Source organism: Paenibacillus sp. NPDC058174, assembly GCF_042883865.1.
Lineage (GTDB): Bacteria > Bacillota > Bacilli > Paenibacillales > Paenibacillaceae > Pristimantibacillus.
Genome location: NZ_JBHVUY010000003.1, coordinates 592,226 through 609,820, shown reverse-complemented (window position 1 = coordinate 609,820; position 17,595 = coordinate 592,226). Strand labels below are relative to the sequence as shown.

Sequence of the window (17,595 nt, the reverse complement as noted above, 5' to 3'; positions counted from 1 at the left end):
CTTTATACGTGAGGCAATACTATTTTTATATTTTCCATTGTCTTCAACCATTTCTTTAATAACGGCTCGATAGCTTCGAAGCTTGTTCGACCTTCGTTCCGGAATAATAGTGGGCCAGAATGTCCTCCGCCTTGACGCCTGTCTTGGCCATTCCGTTTGCTCCCCACTGGCTCATGCCGACGCCATGCCCGTAGCCGTAAGTCGTAAACGCGATAGAGTCTCCCTTTATCGTCCAGATGAATTGAGAGGAGGCTAGTCCCAGCTTCTCTCGCACCTCCCGGCCGGTCAGCCGCTTTTTCCCTACTATTAACTCTCCGATACGGCCGCCCGCCGTTTTATTGATCACGCGGATGGCAGGCTTGCCGCTGCCCTCGCTTTCCAGCCCGAGCTTTTGATAGAATTCGGTTAAATCGAATCGGATCGTTTCCTTGTAACGCGGCGACAACTCTTTGTCCCAAGGGCTGGATACGCTTCGCAAGTAAGGAATCTCCTGCGCCCAATAATCCTCCGAATTTTCGGTATAGCCATTGCTAGTGGAGAAAAAGACAGCCTGGATCGGCTCACCGTCATAAGTAATAATACGGCCCTTCGTCTGATCAACCGCTTGCTTCAGCTTTTCACTATAGCTTTTCCGCTTATCCTCCGGCCATCGCTTCGCCAGCTCAGCAAGCGGTACGTATACCTGATGCTCTACTGTATCCGTCACTTCCGCTCCCTTGGCTCCATTGCTGCTCGGCATCCCGCTATTGTCATGAAACGCGAGCCGTCTCACGATATAAGTGCGGGCCGCAATGGCCTGCGCTTTTAAAGCCTCCAGTTCAAAATCCATCGGCATCTCCGCAGCAACAACACCTCGTACATAGATTTCGAGGGGCACGCGTTCAATCCGCTTCTCTTTCATCAGATAGACTTTGACAATCGTCTGTTCCAGTTCATCTGAATTACTCGCTATCTTGCCTTCTTTCTCCTGCATCCCGTCCGGCTTGTCCCGCACCTCTGATGAAACAGTTCGTTCCTTTGATGGCGCTATCTGTCCGGACGCTGTTTGACGCTCATGGGCACGATGCGCATCCAGCGCTGATGCTGAAAGCTTGAAAGCAGCAAGCGTGATGCCGAGCATGATGCCAATACCAAACAGCGTGAGCCACTGGGCGGCTGCAGGCCGCAATCTTCGCCGGCCGCGAGCCGCCGCTTTTCCTATCATTCGCTTCATCGCTAGTCTCCCATCCTGTTCGAGGCGAGGCGAAAGCACGCTCTCTCTTAGCCTGATGGTCTATACTATGAACGAAAATGATAGGATAGAACTTTTTCCAAATGCAGCATTAATCGTGGCGCAGCGCGTCTACAGGACGTAACCGTGCCGCCTTATTGGCAGGGAAAATGCCGAATACAACGCCAACGACCGCGGAGAAAGCAAAAGCAATCATCACCGTATTGAAAGGAACCTCGGTATGCGTACCCATGACTCTCCCAATTATGATGGATGCGATATAGCCAATGCCGATACCCAATGCTCCTCCCAGCCCGCTTATCGTAACCGCCTCTACGAGAAACTGGAACAAGATATCACGCCGCTTCGCTCCTAAAGACTTGCGAATACCAATCTCCCGTGTTCGTTCGGTTACTGAGACTAGCATAATGTTCATGATGCCAATGCCACCTACAATAAGTGAAATTGCCGCAACATAAAGCAGCATCGTATTCATCGTTTTGTTGACCGAGTTCAGCGTCTCCATCGCATCCTGCTGATTAAATACCCGGTAGCTGCTCGTGTCGCCTCGGAATTTCTCCGTCAGCTTTGCCTCCAGCATTGCGACGACCGTATTCATCAAATCAAGCTCCGTCACCTTAACATATACGGTGCGTACGCCGACGCTTTTGAACAGCCGCTGTGCGGTCGACAATGGAATGAGCACCTTCTCGTCGTTGGAGCCCGCAAGCGAGCTGCCTTTTGCCTCCAGCAGCCCCACGATTGTAAAGCGGTAACCGTTTAGCAAAATAACTTTTCCAAGCGGATCGTCTGTGCCAAACAGTTCTTCCGCCGTGGACACGCCGATTAAAGCCACCTTCTGGCTATTGCTCTCATCTATTGGCACAATGTAGCGTCCGGTCTGCACGCTAAAATCATTGACGTCCTCGTATTCCGGCGTAATGCCCTCAACCGTAACGTTCGTGCTGGTCGTCTTATATTTTACGGACAGACTGCTGCTGACGACCGGGGATACCCCCTCTACGTTCGGCAGATCGGCAAAAGCCATCGCCTCGTCCTTCGACAACGACGTATCTGTTCCGCGGCCTGTAATCGTAATGGACAGCAGATTCGTCCCCAGGCTGGACACCTGCTCCTCCACCTGATTCGACGAGCCTTTGCCCATTGCAACAAGCGCAATTACCGTCGCAACGCCAATCAATATGCCGAGCATGGAGAGGGAGGTTCTAAGCTTGTTCGATAAGACGCTCTTGAACGCCATTCGGAAGCCTTGTGTGAGCTTCATTCGCGCCACCCCTTTCCTCGCTGAGCACCCCGTCTCGAATAACGACCGTCCTGCCTGCCCGTTTGGCCACATCCATATCATGGGTTATGAGCACGATCGTATGGCCCTCCCGGTTAAGCTGCTCGATCATGGCCAGCACCTCTTGGCCGGTTTTTGAATCCAGCGCGCCGGTAGGTTCGTCTGCCAACAGAATCGGCGGATGCGTTGCGAGCGCACGAGCAATCGCGACACGCTGTTGCTGGCCGCCCGACAGCTCGCTGGGACGATGATGCATCCGTTCGCCAAGTCCAACCTGCTTCAATGCATTGGACGAACGCTCGCGCCTCTCTCTAGAGGATAATCCCCGATAAATGAGCGGAAGCTCGCAATTTTCCAAGGCGGTAAGACGGGGAAGCAGATGAAATCCCTGAAAAATAAAACCGATCTTGTTGTTGCGAATTTGCGCCAGCTTATTGTCGCTTTGCCCTCTGACTTCTACCCCATCCAGCTTATAGCTGCCTTCCGATGGCGTATCCAGACAGCCGATCACATTCATCAGTGTAGATTTGCCGGAACCAGACGGTCCGACAATGGCTACAAAATCACCCCGGTGCACCTGCAGCGACACCTGATGCAGCACCGTCACCGTCTCGCGTCCCATCATATAGGATTTAGATACACCCTTAATATCAATTAAAACCTCGCGGCTCGCTTCTGCTTGTGTCATCGGCCGCCACCGCCAAATCCGCCGCTGCTCGTACGTGTCATTCCGCCGCCACCGCCGCCGAATCCTCCTGCGCCGCCGCCAAATCCGCCTGCTCCTCCGCTAAAACCACCCATGCCGCCCATACCGCCAGGGAACATTTGCTGCTGCGACGAAGAAGTGCCGGTTCCCACCGTTCCTTGCGGCAGCGCAATCAGAACAGAATCGCCTACCTTCAGACCAGATACAATTTCAACATAAGTCTCGTCACTAATACCCGTCGTTACTTCGACCATTTTACCGCCTAATGCTGCACCCGGCATCCGGTTCGCCTGCCCCGTTCTGCCTGGCGCAGCGCCGCTGCCCGCAGCTACGCCAGTTCGTCCGCTTTGGGTGCCTTGGGTGCCTTGGTTACTTTGAGGGCCTTGGGTACCCTCAGTTCCTTCTGCTGCTTTGGTCGCTTGGCCTCCTTGTGCGCCCGCCTGGCCTGAACCTGCTCCCTGCTGAGAACCTTGCGTTCCTGCCGCTGTGCTGCTATCGTCAGGTACTCGTACAAATGATTTGCCCATCATTTGCAGTACGGCTGCTACCGGTACTACGACAACATCTTTTTTCGAATCAATTACGATATCTGCTTGACCCGACATTCCGGCAATAATGCCTTTCGTCTCGGCAAGACTAATGGTTACGTCATAGGCTGCGACTCCGTTTGAGGACGTGCCCTCTTTTGCAAGCTCCTCCACCTTGCCTTCAAACGTTTCATCCGGCAAAGCGTTCAAGTTGACACGAACCGCTTGCCCGACCTTCATTTTCGGCATATCAAGCTCATCGACCTGAATCTTGAACTTCAAAGCAGAATAGTCTACGATTTCAGCAACCGTTGCATTCCCCTGCAGCTCATCGCCCACTGCAATATCACCCGTCGTAATTTGGCCGCCAATTGGCGCTGTAACCTGCTTCACTTCGGACTGCTGCTCATACAAATCGGCGAGATCCGCTTTGTTCTGCTCCATATCCAGCTTCAGCATCTCTATATTGTTAACGATAGATTCCTTCTGCGCATCTTCGTTTTCCGTACCCGTTGCCTGCTTGTACTGCGTTTGGTACTGCTCCATCTGCATATCCTGCTTTTTAATCGACAGCTCCATTTTCTTGATCTGGCTGCTGACATCTGCGGATTCGAACGTAATGAGCACTTGTCCTTTTTTGACGATGTCGCCGACCTTAAAGCCAACCGACTTCACTGTTCCGCTCGTTCCCGCCATTACCGTTGCGCGGCTATCGGCCGTAACTGAGCCTGTTCCGCTAATTTTCACTTCAATATTGCCTTTGGTTGCTTTTACCGTCTGTGCAGCTGGCTTCTGCGTCTCCGCCGCTTTATCGCGGAAAAAATAATAATACGCTCCCGCACCTGCTGCAACAAGAATAACAATAACTCCAATCCATAACGTCCACTTTTTCATGGGCGCATCCACCTCTCTATCGGTCATGAATAAGGACGAATATATCATCCAAAAATGAACGTTAGATGAACGAGCACCACTTCCTAGTTCGAGATTTATGGAGGCATATTGAGTAATCAGCTACAGTCTATTCGAGCTTCCAGCATCTCTCCTTCTTGTCTTGGACTAATCTCTTTGCACACTTGCAGTCCAACAAAACCCGATAACTAATACTAATTCTACTCTGCTGCACCTTCGTTACTTAGCTGCCCATCGTTCCCTCTCTCCCGCTAATGTTGATTGACTAGCTGCTCTGTCTTTACTGCTCTAATGTTACTCAACTAACTAATCTGCACACACTGCACTATGCACCTAACTGCCGCACTTCAAGCCACCTTTACTCCTGCACTTTCGCCAATTCTTTTGACGCAGTAACTTTCATTGTCGCTGCAATAATTGCTTTTTATTACAACGAGGAGCTTACTGGGTTCACATTCTGCTACATTCCGCTCTAGCATGCCATTATTCCCCTATCAACGAAGCACCTTCGCTATTTAACGAAGCCAAGTTCGCTGTAACCTCTACAGACAACATTATTAGCTCAATTAGCGAAGCTGGCTTCGTAGTTCATGAACCTTGGTTCACCATTAGCGAAGTTAGATTCGCTGTAGGATTTGAACCACAACATAACTGACGAATTAGCGAAGTTAGCTTCGTTCTATTACGAATCGGCTTCGCTAATTCGGCTCAGTGCAGCTAAACCGGCGAATTAGTGAAGTCAGCTTCGTTCTTTTGCGAACCCGCTTCGCTAATCTCGCTCAGCACAGCAAAACCGGCGAATTAGTGAAGTCAGCCTCGTTCTTTTGCGAACCCGCTTCGCTGATCACGCTCAGCGCAGCAAAACCCCAACAAATTAACGAAGCCAGCTTCGCTCTTTTGCGAACCCGCTTCGCTAATCTTTTGCAGCGCAGCTAAACCAACGAATTAGCGAAGCCAGCTTCGTTCTTTTGCGAACCCGCTTCGCCATGCCGCAATCATGACCAAAATACAAAAAAGCCTCCAATCAGAGGCCTGAGTCAGGCCGCCAATCGAAAGCTTTTCTGTTACATCTATTCCGTTACGCCCAAGTAGGCTGTACTTTCACCCGTTTGTAGCTGCCGCTGCCGGACGTCTCCGCAGCTGCCGGCTCTGCGCTATGCGACGACGCAGATGCTGCTGCCACCGCTACCGCAACTGGAGCTTCCGCTGCTACAGCTGCCGCTTCCACACGGCTGATCGATGCGCCAAGGGATGCGAGCTTGCCTGTAATGTTCACATAGCCGCGGTCCACATGGTGAATGCCGCTAATTTCGGTCTCACCGTCCGCGCGCAACGCCGCGCAAATAAGCGCTGCTCCTGCCCGCAGATCCGTTGCGCAAACTTTAGCGCCCGAAAGCTGTGCGCCGCCGCTTACGAAAGCAGAGCGGCCTTCGACCTTGATCTGAGCACTCATCTTTTGGAATTCCTCAACATGCATGAACCGATTCTCAAAGACCGTTTCCGTAACAACTGCCGTACCTTCAGCCACAAGCAGCAACGCCATCATTTGCGATTGCATGTCAGTCGGGAAGCCCGGATGAGGCAGCGTCTTCACATCGACCGATTTCAGTGAGCGGCCTGCAGATACCCGGATGCCGTTGTCCGACTCTGATACTTCAACGCCCATCTCCTGCAGCTTCGAAATGACTGGCGTCAGATGATCGGAAATGGCACCTTCAACAAATACATCTCCGCCTGTAATCGCCGCCGCAATCATATAGGTGCCTGCTTCTACACGATCTGGAATGACGTTATGGGTTGCGCCATGCATTTGATCTACGCCTTCAATGCGGATCATGCCTGTCCCCGCGCCGCGCACCTTCGCGCCCATCGCATTCAAATAGTTAGCCAAATCAACGATTTCCGGTTCTTTGGCCGCATTTTCGATCGTTGTTGTACCTTCGGCAAGCGCTGCCGCCATCATAATATTTTCAGTCGCGCCGACGCTGGCGACATCCAAATAAATTTTGGCGCCCTTGAGCCGCTTCGCTACGCTGGCTTCAATAAAGCCGTGTCCCAGCGTAATTTCAGCGCCCATCGCCTCGAAGCCCTTCAAATGCTGGTCAATCGGTCTCGTACCGATCGCGCAGCCGCCTGGAAGTGAAATCCGTACTTTGCCGATACGGGCAAGCAGCGGTCCCATCACCAGGAATGATGCCCGCATTTTACGAATCAATTCATACGGTGCTTCAAAGGATGTAATCGATGCCGCAGAAATGCGCATCGTCTCATTGTTATAGCTTAATTTGGCGCCCAGTGACGCCAGTACCTGCTGTATAGTCATCACGTCATCGAGGAGGGGTACGTCACAGATGACGCTGTCTCCTTCCGCTGCGAGCAAAGAGGCCGCCAATATAGGGAGTACTGCATTTTTAGCACCGCTGACACGGACAGTTCCCGACAAGCGCTGGCCTCCGCGGACGATAATTTTGGTCATCTTATAGTTCCCTCCGCGAACTGATTTTCGTTCATCGCTTTTATTCATCCAACCTTCATCATAGCATTAATTTACACAAATCGACAAGCATAAAATAAAATCCAAATGTTACCTGCCAATTCCATCGCAAGAATTGCTTACTTTATAAGAAAAAAGTGTCGAATGATGCAGTTGAGCGGCGTTTTTGAAATGTTACCCAATGAGATCCGTACATTTTCGCGTCGATCGGCGGCGAATAGCGGCATAAGCTGTACCGGCAAACAGGCAAAAACAGGCAGCATGGCGGCCTTCATCCCGCGATTTATAACTATTCGGACACTATTGTCATTTTCGTACCGTCATGTATTACCCATTGTTGACTCTTTTCGCGATTGTTATTCGACAAAGCTCCTTAGCATGACCGACCAGGACCAATAGTCCAGAATAAAGCCGGCGAACGCATGCCCCAGTATAACCGCAATTAAAATTTGAACCATGCGGGCCTTTGGACTGCGCGGAGATTTGAAAAAGGTATCCATCTTCACTTCCTGCAAAATATACCATACAAAAATAATGCTGATAATCGTCACGACAATAGAAAACAACCCGGTCACTCCGGTTGTCGTTGCAATATCTCTTGCCATCTGCTCCGTGCCCATGTGCATCCTCCTGCTTATTAATCCGATCCTGCCTATTGTTTAGACGTATAGCCGGAACAATAATGTTGTATACTCCGCCCGGCTCGCCTTCGCATCCGGCTCGAACCGGCTGCCCTCTTTGCCGGAGACGCTGCCCTTCAGCTTCAAAGCCTGCAGCATGGGAGCGGCCCAATGCAATTTGGAAACGTCGGCATAAGGTGCAGAAGTAGGCTGAATCGGCTTCACACCATCGGCAAGGCCGACAATGACAGCCATCTCGGCGCGCGTGACGGGCTGATCCGGCTTAAATTCACCGCTCGGGAATCCCTTGATCCAGCCCTGCTCTACAGCCCTTCTAATGGCGTCATACGCCCAATGCTTGGAATCGACATCTTTAAATCGAACGGTGTTTCCCGGCTTTAGCAGCGATACAGGCTTATAGGCCTTCACTGCCATCGCCACCGCTTCTGCGCGCGTAATGGGCCGATCCGGTTCAAAAACATATTTTCCCGTCCCCGATACAATGCCCCGGCTGTTCATTGCCACGATCGCTTCCTTGGCCCAGTGGCCGCTTATATCGCGAAAGCCCGCTGTCAGTTCATCGGCATTAATCCGGAAACGGTAGTACTGATTATCGAAAGGCGCGTTAGAAGTCAGTTTAACATAATAGACCCCTGGTTGAAAAAGGTTTCCGTTCGCCTCCAGACTGCCGGAGCTGCCCGTGGACTGGGAGAAAATAAGCTTTTGCTTCTTATCGTACGCTTCCAGCTTCATTTTATAGCCTTCTGGAACGTCTTTGAGCCGCATATCGACGATACTTGGCTTCAGCAGGCGAAGCTGAAACCAGTCCACATCATTTTTAGTGCCGATTACCCCTACATACTCCGTACCCGGACTAACCAGCAGCGCTTCATAGTACTTATCGTTGGGCTCGTTCGGATCATCATATTTCGGGCTGTATTCCAGCTTCAGTGTATAAGTGCCGACGGTTGGACTCGCCTCCGCCGAAATTGCATTATGGATGCGAATATAATATTTTCCCGGAGTTACGGTCAAAAGCGGCGATTGCTCCGTCTCTCCTTCATGCTGGTCGTCATAGACGACGAGCGTCTGACCTGCCCGCTGGACGGCGAGTCCGGGATCGATCCGTACTGTATTTGTGCTTAGTCTCAATCTGAGCGTTCCGCTATGCGTGAAATTGATGACAAACCAGTCGCGGTCTGCAGTCTGATGGAAGCTTCCGTTAATCGTCTGGCTGCGCGGCTGAAGTGTAAAAGCGGAATACGACTTGTCATTAGACTCGTACGCATCCTCAGCCATTCGAAAGGAGGCGTTCAGCATATATGGAAGCCTCGTATTGTTGCTGGCATTAATCGCCTCCATCAACACAAGCTGGCGTCCTTTACGCACCTTCCATCCTATTGTCCGGGTCCCGAGCTTCGTCTCTTCCGATTTGACCAGCTTGCCGTCCGTATAATGCGAGAGCCGAATGGGCGGTGCTGACTTCCCTTGCGGAAGCTTCGATTCATAGCGCAGCGTCAACACCCCGTCATAAGGAGCGTCGATTGCATACCAGTCTTTATCCCCGCCAATCTCAAGCACAGCTGTGAGCTGACTCGGTAACGGAAAATAGCTCGCTTGGCTCATCCGATCATTTGGCTCATACCCGTCCGCTTTCAACGAAGTGGTAACCGCTTTATCGATTTGCAGCAGCCCATAGCCGGATTGATTGTCAAAACCGCGGGCGCCGATATCCTTGGCCGTCTGGCGGAGCAGCTCCCGAATTTGATACGGCTTCATCTCCGGATAACGGGCCCAGATGAGCGCAGCAGCCGCAGCAACTTGCGGAGCGGCCATCGATGTGCCTTCTTCCTTCTTATACCGGCCGCCGATTGCTGTCGTATATACATTCCATGGAGCGACCAAATCCAGCTCAGGTCCAGGATTGGAGCGCGCATCCGGCTTGCCGTCCGCTTGCGCTCCTCCAACGGCAAGCACTGTCGGATAAGCCGCCGGGTATTTCACGGCCGCTTTGCTGCCCAGATTCACACCGTCATTGCCAGCTGCGGCGACGAGCAGCGCGCCTTTGCTCTCTGCATACTCCACAATATCCAGCATATATGGCGAATAACGGTAAAGCCCGACCGACAGCACGATTATTTTTGCCTGCTTGCGAACGGCGTACAGAATGGCTTCTCCAAGCTCCTGCTCCGTACCGTCGCCGCGATGATCCAACGCTTTGATCGGCATAAGCTTCGCCTTCCACAGAATGCCTGCCACGCCGGTACCATTGTTGCCGGAAGCCGCAATAACTCCCGCCACGCTCGTTCCGTGTCCGTTATCATCGTCCGGAGGCTGGTTCGGCTGAACAAGGTTCACTCCGCTCACCAGGTTTTCCTTCAAATCCGGATGATTCAAATCGACGCCCGTATCGATTACCGCAATTGTCAGCGAGGTTTGCGTCCGAACGCTCTTCCACGCTTCCAATGCACCGATCTGTTTAAGGTAAGTCTGTTTGCCCAGCTCCGGGTCGTTGGCTTCGCTGTTATCGGCTGCAGCCGCCTGCAGCATACGCTGCTCCGAAGCACCGTCTCCTTCCGCAGACGGTTCATTTAATACGTGCACCGGATTATTCGGTTGCACATATTCCACGCCGGGCGTGCTCCTCAGACGGAGCAGCCAAGGCTCTATGTCTGCGCCCGGGTCAGCTGGCACGATGAGATCTACCGCCGTCTCGCTTTGACGGCGGAGCAGCACGGTCCCGTGCAGCGCATGAACATGCCCGGGACTGCTCCATTTGAGGAGCCAGCCATGCGGCGACACCTCAGCCTCATCGGAGTGCTGCTGCTGCATCCGCTGCCCTTCAACCGCAGGGGCAGGCGCGGCGCAGGCGCAAATAAACGCCGCCAGCAATAGCATGGCGACTGCCCTTTTGTATGGGTAAGGGTGCCAGAGAGGATATTTCATTTATTGTGCCTCGATAACTTCATATTTAGTAGGACTGGCGAAGTGAAAATTTGTATGCAATAGAAGAATGAACATTTTTTATTCTATCGTTATACAGTTCGCTTTACCGACTAAATTTTCCTTTTCTAATACAAATACACGACAAAAGACCTACGAAAACGGCCGGACTTATTAAATGTCTAGCAGCTCCGCTTATTCATCCGCTTCTGCCCGGCGCCGTAATATCCGGTCTTCTATTTACGTACCCCCATTCTCTGTTTCTTAAACGAAACGGTGACTAATCGTATATATGCTGCCTATCGCTGAAAATGAACTGCACCACAAATTGTTAACCGCTTACTTATAAAAAAGCTGACCGCCGCGAAATGGAATTCCGCTGCCGTCAGCCTATGCTGCCTCCAATTCTGACTTTTCGTTATCCCATACCGATAAACAGATCACCGCGAATGGAGAAAATCGCTTGAATCCAGTCCAGAAGCGGACCTGGCATCAAGCCTAATACAACGATTCCGCCAGCACAGAGCCATATGACGATTCCCGTCGGCACCGACACTCTAATCTCGCTTTCCTCTTCACTGCTGGAGCGCATGAACATTTGACGAATAATGGAGAAGTAGAAGTAGTAGGAGATCACACTGCTGACCACCATAATAGCAACAAGCCAGTAAATCTTCGCACTTGCAGCACCCATCAGAATGAACAGCTTGGCAAAAAAACCGCCGCTTACCGGCAGACCTGCTAGCGACAGAACAAAAACAACCATCGCTGCTGCTGTCCATGGCGCCCGGTAATAGAGTCCCGAGAAGCCTTTTAGCTCCTCATGCCCCGCTGCCCGGCTGATAACGGTCAACACGGCGAATGCACCCATTGTCATCAGCAGGTAGACAAAAAGGTAGAAAATAAACTCAGAAATGTTGCTGCTGTGAACAGACGTGAAATTCAGTCCGATCGGCACCAGCAAATAACCGGCATTCGCGACTCCAGACAAGGCAAGCAGACGTTTCATCTGCCGCTGGCGCAGCGCAGCGGTCGTACCGACCAGCATGGCTGCCGCCGCCAGAACGAGTAAAGCGAGATAGACATCATTGCCAACGGGCTTAGCGCCGCCCCCTCCTCCTCCGCCAGAGATGAAGAACGCGCTGTTATAAACAATACGAAGTACTGCTGTTAGTGCCGCCCCTTTCGATACAACAGCCAGAAACGCCGAGACCGGCGTCGGAGCGCCCTGATAGACATCAGGCGCCCAGGCATGGAAGGGTGCAGCCGCGATCTTAATCGCAAAACCGGCAATGAGGAAGAAGAAGCCGACATACATAAGCGCCGGATAGCTTGCCATAGCCTCGGGAAGAGCCGTCCTGAAATCGCCGAGATCTACCGAGCCCGTTAATCCATACAAGTAGGACATGCCGAATAATATGAAGGCAGAAGAAATACCGCCGGTCACCACATATTTAAAAGCCGCCTCCGCCGATTTTGACGATCGTCTTCGCAAGGCAACCAGCACATAGCTGGTAATACTGAGCAATTCCAAGCCAATATAGAGCGTGACCAGGTTGCCTGAGGAGGCCATGATCATGGCTCCAATTGCAGCAGGCAGCAGCAAGTAGAACAGCTCAGCCCGGTCGGTAATGTCTTTGTCCTGTTTAACGGAACCTAGCGCCATTAACGCTGCGAGCACCGTGCCTGCCAGAAACACGAGCTTTAACAGACTGGCGAATTGGTCGACCACGTAGCTTGCGCCAAGAAGTTCAATAACTTGGCCCGCTTCCCTGCCGTCATCCTGCAATTGAATAAGCCGATAGACAACGAATCCGGCGGAAGCAAGCAGCCCGGCAACGGTTACCCAGCCGATCGACAACCGGCTGACCTTCTGCGGCAGCAGCAGATCCGCAACGACTAGAAGAAGAAAGACGGCGGCAAGGCATAGCTCCGGAGCCATGTTCAGCATATCCGGCCACGTCAGAGGCAAAAACGAAACACCCTCGTGCATTTGCTAACCCCCCGCCCTTGTTGCAAGAATTGGATGAATCAGCGTCTCATAGCTGTAATGAAGCGTATCGGTCAGCATGGACGGATAACAGCCAAGCAGTATGATCACGGCCAACAGCACAATCATCGGTACAGCCTCCACTAGCCGGGCATCCTTTGCTGCCGCATATTGCTCATCCATCGGCCCGAATGTTACCTTCAGTACGCTGCGCAGCACGTAGGCCGCCGTTAAAATAATGCCAAGCAGCGCAAGGCCGGCCAGCCATGGATGCGCCTCGAACAGGCCGAGCAGCGACAGCAGCTCGCCAATAAAGCCCGAAAGGCCTGGCAGGCCAAGCGCTGCCAATCCTCCTGCAAGCAGCATGCCGCTCATGAATGGCATGCTGCGCGCCAGTCCGCCAAGCTGCGGCAGTTCCGTCGTCTTCGTCCGCTCATAGAAGCTGCCGACCAACAAGAATAGCAGCGCTGAGATCAAGCCATGCGAGACGAGCTGGAACACTGCGCCCTGCAGGCCGATTTCGTTGAACGCGGCAAAGCCGAGCAGCACGATTCCCATATGGCTGATTGAAGAATAGGCCAGCACGCGCTTCAAATCCTTCTGCCGGAAAGCAATTAACGCCCCATACAGAAGATTAGCCAGACCTAACACCGCCAGAACGACAGCCCATGCTTTCGCCTGTTCCGGAAATAAATAAATGCCGAAACGGAGCATGCCGTACGCCCCCATTTTAAGCAGCACGCCAGAGTGAATCATGACGATGGAAGGCGGAGCTTCCGTATGCACCTTCAGCATCCAAGTATGGAAAGGGAAGATCGGAAGCTTGATTCCAAAGCCAACCAGGAACAGGACGAACAGCGTCCATTGCATACCATCGCTCATATGGAACGGATTAAGTCCGCCCAGCGCTTCAGACGTAAGGTTCACCCATGCGGTCGGGTCTGTCATGTTTTTCGCGAGGTCGGCATAATTGCCGCTATAGATAAACTCAAGAACATTCCCCGTCTGCTCAATGTGGAAGCCAGCCGTATTAACAAGAATAATGAATGCGGTCAGCAGAATCGCAGAGCCAATGCCGTTATAGATGAGAAACTGATTAGCGGCCCGCTCGCGATTGAAATACCCCCATATGCCAATCAGGAAGTACATTGCGATAATCGTCAGCTCGAATGAGATGAAGAACAGAAAAATATCCCGGGCGAGAAAAACGCCCAGCATCCCCGCTTCAAGCAACAGGAACCATGCGTAAAAGGCCTTCCAGCGCTTTTTCACATGAACTGAAGCAAATGCAGCCATCGCTGTCACTAAAGCGGTCAGAATGACGAGCGGAAGCGACAATCCGTCAACGCCAACCGCATATTGAATGATAAACTTGTAGCTCGTAACGCCTTCAAGCGTCTCTTTGTTAAGCGGAACCTCCACCCAAGCCGCCTGCTCCTCATAGCCGCTGACTCCTTGCATATTCACAAAATCAGAGTACAACAGACATGAAAGAATCAGCGGTACGAGCGTCGTAATAATCGCTGCAGCATGCAGCCACCGGTTGCGCCGGCTTGGCAGCAGCAGCACAATGAGCATTCCGGCTAGCGGTGAGGCCGGCATAATCGATAGAATCGGCCAATCAGAGAGAACGTTCATTACCAGAACCTCCTTCCGACGATAGCCACGATTAGAATGATACAGCCGATTAGCGCTGCCAGACCATAGGTTTGAACCTTGCCGTTGCTAAGCCTCGCTGCAAGCCTTCCAGCGGCAGTCGTCAGCGATCCCGTCATCCGGACGGTTCCGCCGATTACATATTCATCGAATGCAGCAAGCGCAGTACCGAGCCCGCGCAGCGGTTTTACAACAATTGCCCGATACAATTCATCGAGATAGTAACCTCTCTCGACTGCTCTCAACAATCCAGGAAACCTCTCTGCCATCAAGCCATTGCCGATGCTTTTCTTCACAAAGAACAGCCAGCCCAAGTAGATGCCCAATGCGCCTACACCGATGGAGGCCACCATCGCAGCAATACCTGAGCCATGCGCAGCTTCAACAGCGCCCGAGCCGTTCAGCCAGCCGCTTAACCAGCCATTCCACGGTGTTTCAACGAACCCGGCAACAACTGATAACACTGCAAGAACAATCATTGGTATCGTCATGACAGCACCCGATTCTTTCACCGCTGCCTGCCCGCTTCGCGGCTTGCCTGCAAAGACCAGGAAGAACAATCTCGACATATAGAGTGCTGTGCAGAACGCGGCCGCAAGCCCAACGACGAACAGCACCGGATTTTCGTCCAAAGCGGTTGCCAGAATGGCATCCTTGGACCAAAAGCCGGAGAAAGGCGGTATGCCCGACAACGCAAGCGCGCCAATAGCGAAGGTCCATGCCGTTGTCTTCATCTTGGCGCCGAGACCGCCCATCTCCCGGATATCCTGCGTATGTACCGCATGGATGATGCTGCCGGCACCTAAGAAGAGCAGTGCTTTGAAGAAGGCATGCGTGAACAGATGAAAAATGCCTCCTGATACCGAACCCAAACCGATCGCCATGACCATGTAGCCTAACTGGCTGACCGTCGAATATGCGAGAATCCTTTTGATATCATTCTGAGCTAGCGCGATCGTTGCGGCAAATATCGCGGTGAAGCCGCCTATATACGCCGTCGTCTGCATGGCAGCTTCCGATGCGCTTATGATGTCGAATGTTCTTGCGAGCAAGAACACGCCGGCAGCGACCATCGTCGCGGCATGAATAAGCGCACTGATCGGAGTCGGCCCCTCCATTGCATCCGGAAGCCATACATGCAGCGGAAACTGGCCGGATTTGCCGATGGCGCCGATAAAGATGAGCAGCGCGATGAGCGTCGTAATACCCGAAGTCATTACGCCGGACTGCCCCTCGTGAAATACATTGTAGATATTGGTGAAGTCCAGCGCATGACCCGGCATATACCAGAACAGCAGCAGAATAGCTAACAGTAGCCCTGCGTCACCGATACGTGTGACGATGAACGCTTTTTTCGCCGCAGCACGAGCAGCTGGCCTTTGATACCAGAAGCCGATTAACAGGAACGAGCATACCCCCACCAGCTCCCAGAAAATATAAAGCAGCAGCATATTGTCCGCCAGCACCAGCCCGATCATCGAGAAGGTGAACAAAGCGACATAGCCGTAAAAGACGGTGATCCGTTCGTCATTTTTCATATAGCCTGCGGAATAGACGTTAACTGCCAAGCTGACGGTCGTTATGACCACCAGCATAAGCGACGTCAGATTCGTTACCTCGAAGCCAAGACGCAGCGTATAGTCGCCGATGACGATCCATTTAAAGCTGCTTATGCTGTAATCGACGGCATCCGGTCCCAGCCGCTCGAACAAGACCAGAAGGGATAGAAGGAATGCCGCTAGCGAGCCAGCAGACCCAATCAGCATAGCTGTGGTCCGATAGCTTCTTCCCAGTGCAATCAGGAGCAGAAACGCCGCCAGCGGGAATACCGGGATGAGCCAAGCCAATTGCGTATAAAATTCCATTTGCTTGCGTCACCTCCTCATTTCATCATATTCGTCGACATTCACCGTACCTCTGGCGCGGAATAACGCGATCAATATCGCCACACCAACAGCAGCCTCTGCAGCAGCTACCGTAATCGTGAACAGCGAGAACACTTGCCCGGTCAAGGAGGGCACAACCCCATATTTGGAGAAAGCGATCAGATTTAAATTGACGCCGCTTAGCATGAGCTCTACCGACAGCAGAACGATTACTGCATTTCTTTTCACAAGAGCCCCATACAAGCCGATGCAGAACAAGATCGCCGCCATTGTTAAATAGGATGGAAGCATGCTACTCCGCCTCCTTCGTCTGCATTTGAACGGTTGGCTCCGTTGAATTGACGCCGTGACCCGTATCTCCGCCCGCAGCGCCATCCAGCTTCTCTGGCAAACGGCGCGCAATGGCGATTGCCCCGATAAAAGCGACCGTCAGCAAAATCGACAGCAGCTCGAACGGCACAATGTAGCCCGTGTAGAGGAGCTGGCCGATCTTCATCGTATTGTCCTCCCCGCCTTGGAAAGGAAGCGGCCCGGGAAAGTCCGTCGTGCGGATGGCATAGAACAACAAACCAAACAGCGCCAGCGCGCCAATCGCAGCAAGCCCTTCGTGAAGCGGCAGCACCTTTTCCGTACCGGCATCCTGATGATTGGTCATCATAATGCCGAAGATCATCAGGATAGACACCGCGCCGGCATAAATGAGCACCTGCACGAATGCAACGAACTCCGCTTCCAGCAGCACGAACATACCCGCCAGACCGAGAAATACGCCCGCCATGGAAATCACCATATGAACGACCTTTTGGAGGCTGATCATCAGCACGGCACCGCAGACGATGATGGCGGAAAATATAAAAAACGCCGCGAACTCGCCATTAAACTCGATATTGAACAATTACTTGGCGCCCCCTTTGGCCGGTGCTCCGATATTGTTGTTGTCTTTGCGCACCAGCGTATTGTTGTCGGTCAGCCATTGCGCGTCCTTGAACAAGTCATCGCGGCTGAAGGCCGACAGCTCGAAGTGATTCGTCATGACGATCGCCTCCGTCGGGCATACCTCGGTGCAAAGATCGCATAGGATGCAAATTTCGAAATTAATATCGAAGGTATCGATGACCTTCCCTCTTTTTTCAGGGTCGGGATTCGGCTTGCCGGTCAGCGTGATGCAGTCGGTTGGACAAATTCTCGCACATTGGTTGCAGACGATGCAGAGCTCCGGTATAAAATGCTGAATGCCCCTGAACCGGTCCGGCATTTCAAAAGGTGCGTCGGGGTAGGAAGTGGTCACTTTAGGCGACGCCATCGCTTTCAGCGTGACGCCCAGCCCGCGAAACAATCCTCTCATCTC

13 protein-coding genes are annotated in these 17,595 nt (G+C 52.5%); all 13 read right to left on the bottom strand.

All coding sequences use genetic code 11. The features are described from left to right. Positions 1–55 precede the first annotated feature (55 nt). The 13 genes from spoIID to nuoI all read right to left on the bottom strand — a co-directional run bounded on the left by spoIID (position 56) and on the right by nuoI (position 17,592). A complete protein-coding gene (spoIID, locus tag ACFVVF_RS18810) occupies positions 56–1,213 on the bottom strand; it encodes a stage II sporulation protein D (RefSeq protein WP_387812875.1) in 1,158 nt (385 codons plus the stop codon). Positions 1,214–1,322: 109 nt separating this feature from the next. Then, positions 1,323–2,495 (bottom strand): ABC transporter permease, encoded by a 1,173-nt coding sequence (locus tag ACFVVF_RS18805; protein ID WP_387812872.1) that lies wholly within the window; start codon positions 2,493–2,495, stop codon positions 1,323–1,325. Continuing rightward, on the bottom strand, positions 2,437–3,201 hold the full coding sequence (locus ACFVVF_RS18800; RefSeq protein ID WP_387812870.1) for an ABC transporter ATP-binding protein: 765 nt from the start codon (positions 3,199–3,201) through the stop codon (positions 2,437–2,439). Before ACFVVF_RS18800 ends, ACFVVF_RS18805 begins: the two co-directional genes overlap by 59 nt. After that, positions 3,198–4,640, bottom strand: a complete 1,443-nt coding sequence (locus tag ACFVVF_RS18795; RefSeq protein ID WP_387812867.1) for an efflux RND transporter periplasmic adaptor subunit — start codon at positions 4,638–4,640, stop codon at positions 3,198–3,200. Before ACFVVF_RS18795 ends, ACFVVF_RS18800 begins: the two co-directional genes overlap by 4 nt. A gap of 1,096 nt (positions 4,641–5,736) precedes the next feature. Further along, the gene (gene murA / locus ACFVVF_RS18790; protein ID WP_387812864.1) at positions 5,737–7,134 is read right to left on the bottom strand and encodes a UDP-N-acetylglucosamine 1-carboxyvinyltransferase; all 1,398 of its coding nucleotides are present in this window, start codon (positions 7,132–7,134) and stop codon (positions 5,737–5,739) included. Between the two features lie 374 nt (positions 7,135–7,508). Further along, complete coding sequence (locus tag ACFVVF_RS18785; protein WP_042170180.1) at positions 7,509–7,772, bottom strand: DUF1146 domain-containing protein; 264 nt, start codon at positions 7,770–7,772, stop codon at positions 7,509–7,511. A gap of 39 nt (positions 7,773–7,811) precedes the next feature. Then, positions 7,812–10,718: a S8 family peptidase gene (locus ACFVVF_RS18780; protein WP_387812860.1), complete on the bottom strand. Its 2,907-nt coding sequence runs from the start codon at positions 10,716–10,718 to the stop codon at positions 7,812–7,814. 415 nt (positions 10,719–11,133) lie between these two features. Then, positions 11,134–12,708 (bottom strand): NADH-quinone oxidoreductase subunit N, encoded by a 1,575-nt coding sequence (locus ACFVVF_RS18775; RefSeq protein WP_387812857.1) that lies wholly within the window; start codon positions 12,706–12,708, stop codon positions 11,134–11,136. Positions 12,709–12,711: 3 nt separating this feature from the next. Beyond that, on the bottom strand, positions 12,712–14,343 hold the full coding sequence (locus ACFVVF_RS18770; protein ID WP_387812855.1) for a complex I subunit 4 family protein: 1,632 nt from the start codon (positions 14,341–14,343) through the stop codon (positions 12,712–12,714). After that, complete coding sequence (gene nuoL, locus ACFVVF_RS18765) at positions 14,343–16,226, bottom strand: NADH-quinone oxidoreductase subunit L (RefSeq protein ID WP_387812853.1); 1,884 nt, start codon at positions 16,224–16,226, stop codon at positions 14,343–14,345. Before nuoL ends, ACFVVF_RS18770 begins: the two co-directional genes overlap by 1 nt. Positions 16,227–16,235: 9 nt before the next feature. After that, a complete protein-coding gene (nuoK, locus tag ACFVVF_RS18760) occupies positions 16,236–16,538 on the bottom strand; it encodes an NADH-quinone oxidoreductase subunit NuoK (RefSeq protein WP_387812851.1) in 303 nt (100 codons plus the stop codon). Position 16,539: 1 nt separating this feature from the next. Beyond that, entirely contained in the window at positions 16,540–17,142 is a 603-nt protein-coding gene (locus ACFVVF_RS18755) for an NADH-quinone oxidoreductase subunit J (RefSeq protein ID WP_387812849.1), read from the bottom strand. Next, positions 17,143–17,592, bottom strand: a complete 450-nt coding sequence (nuoI, locus tag ACFVVF_RS18750; protein ID WP_387812846.1) for an NADH-quinone oxidoreductase subunit NuoI — start codon at positions 17,590–17,592, stop codon at positions 17,143–17,145. Positions 17,593–17,595: the final 3 nt, after the last annotated feature.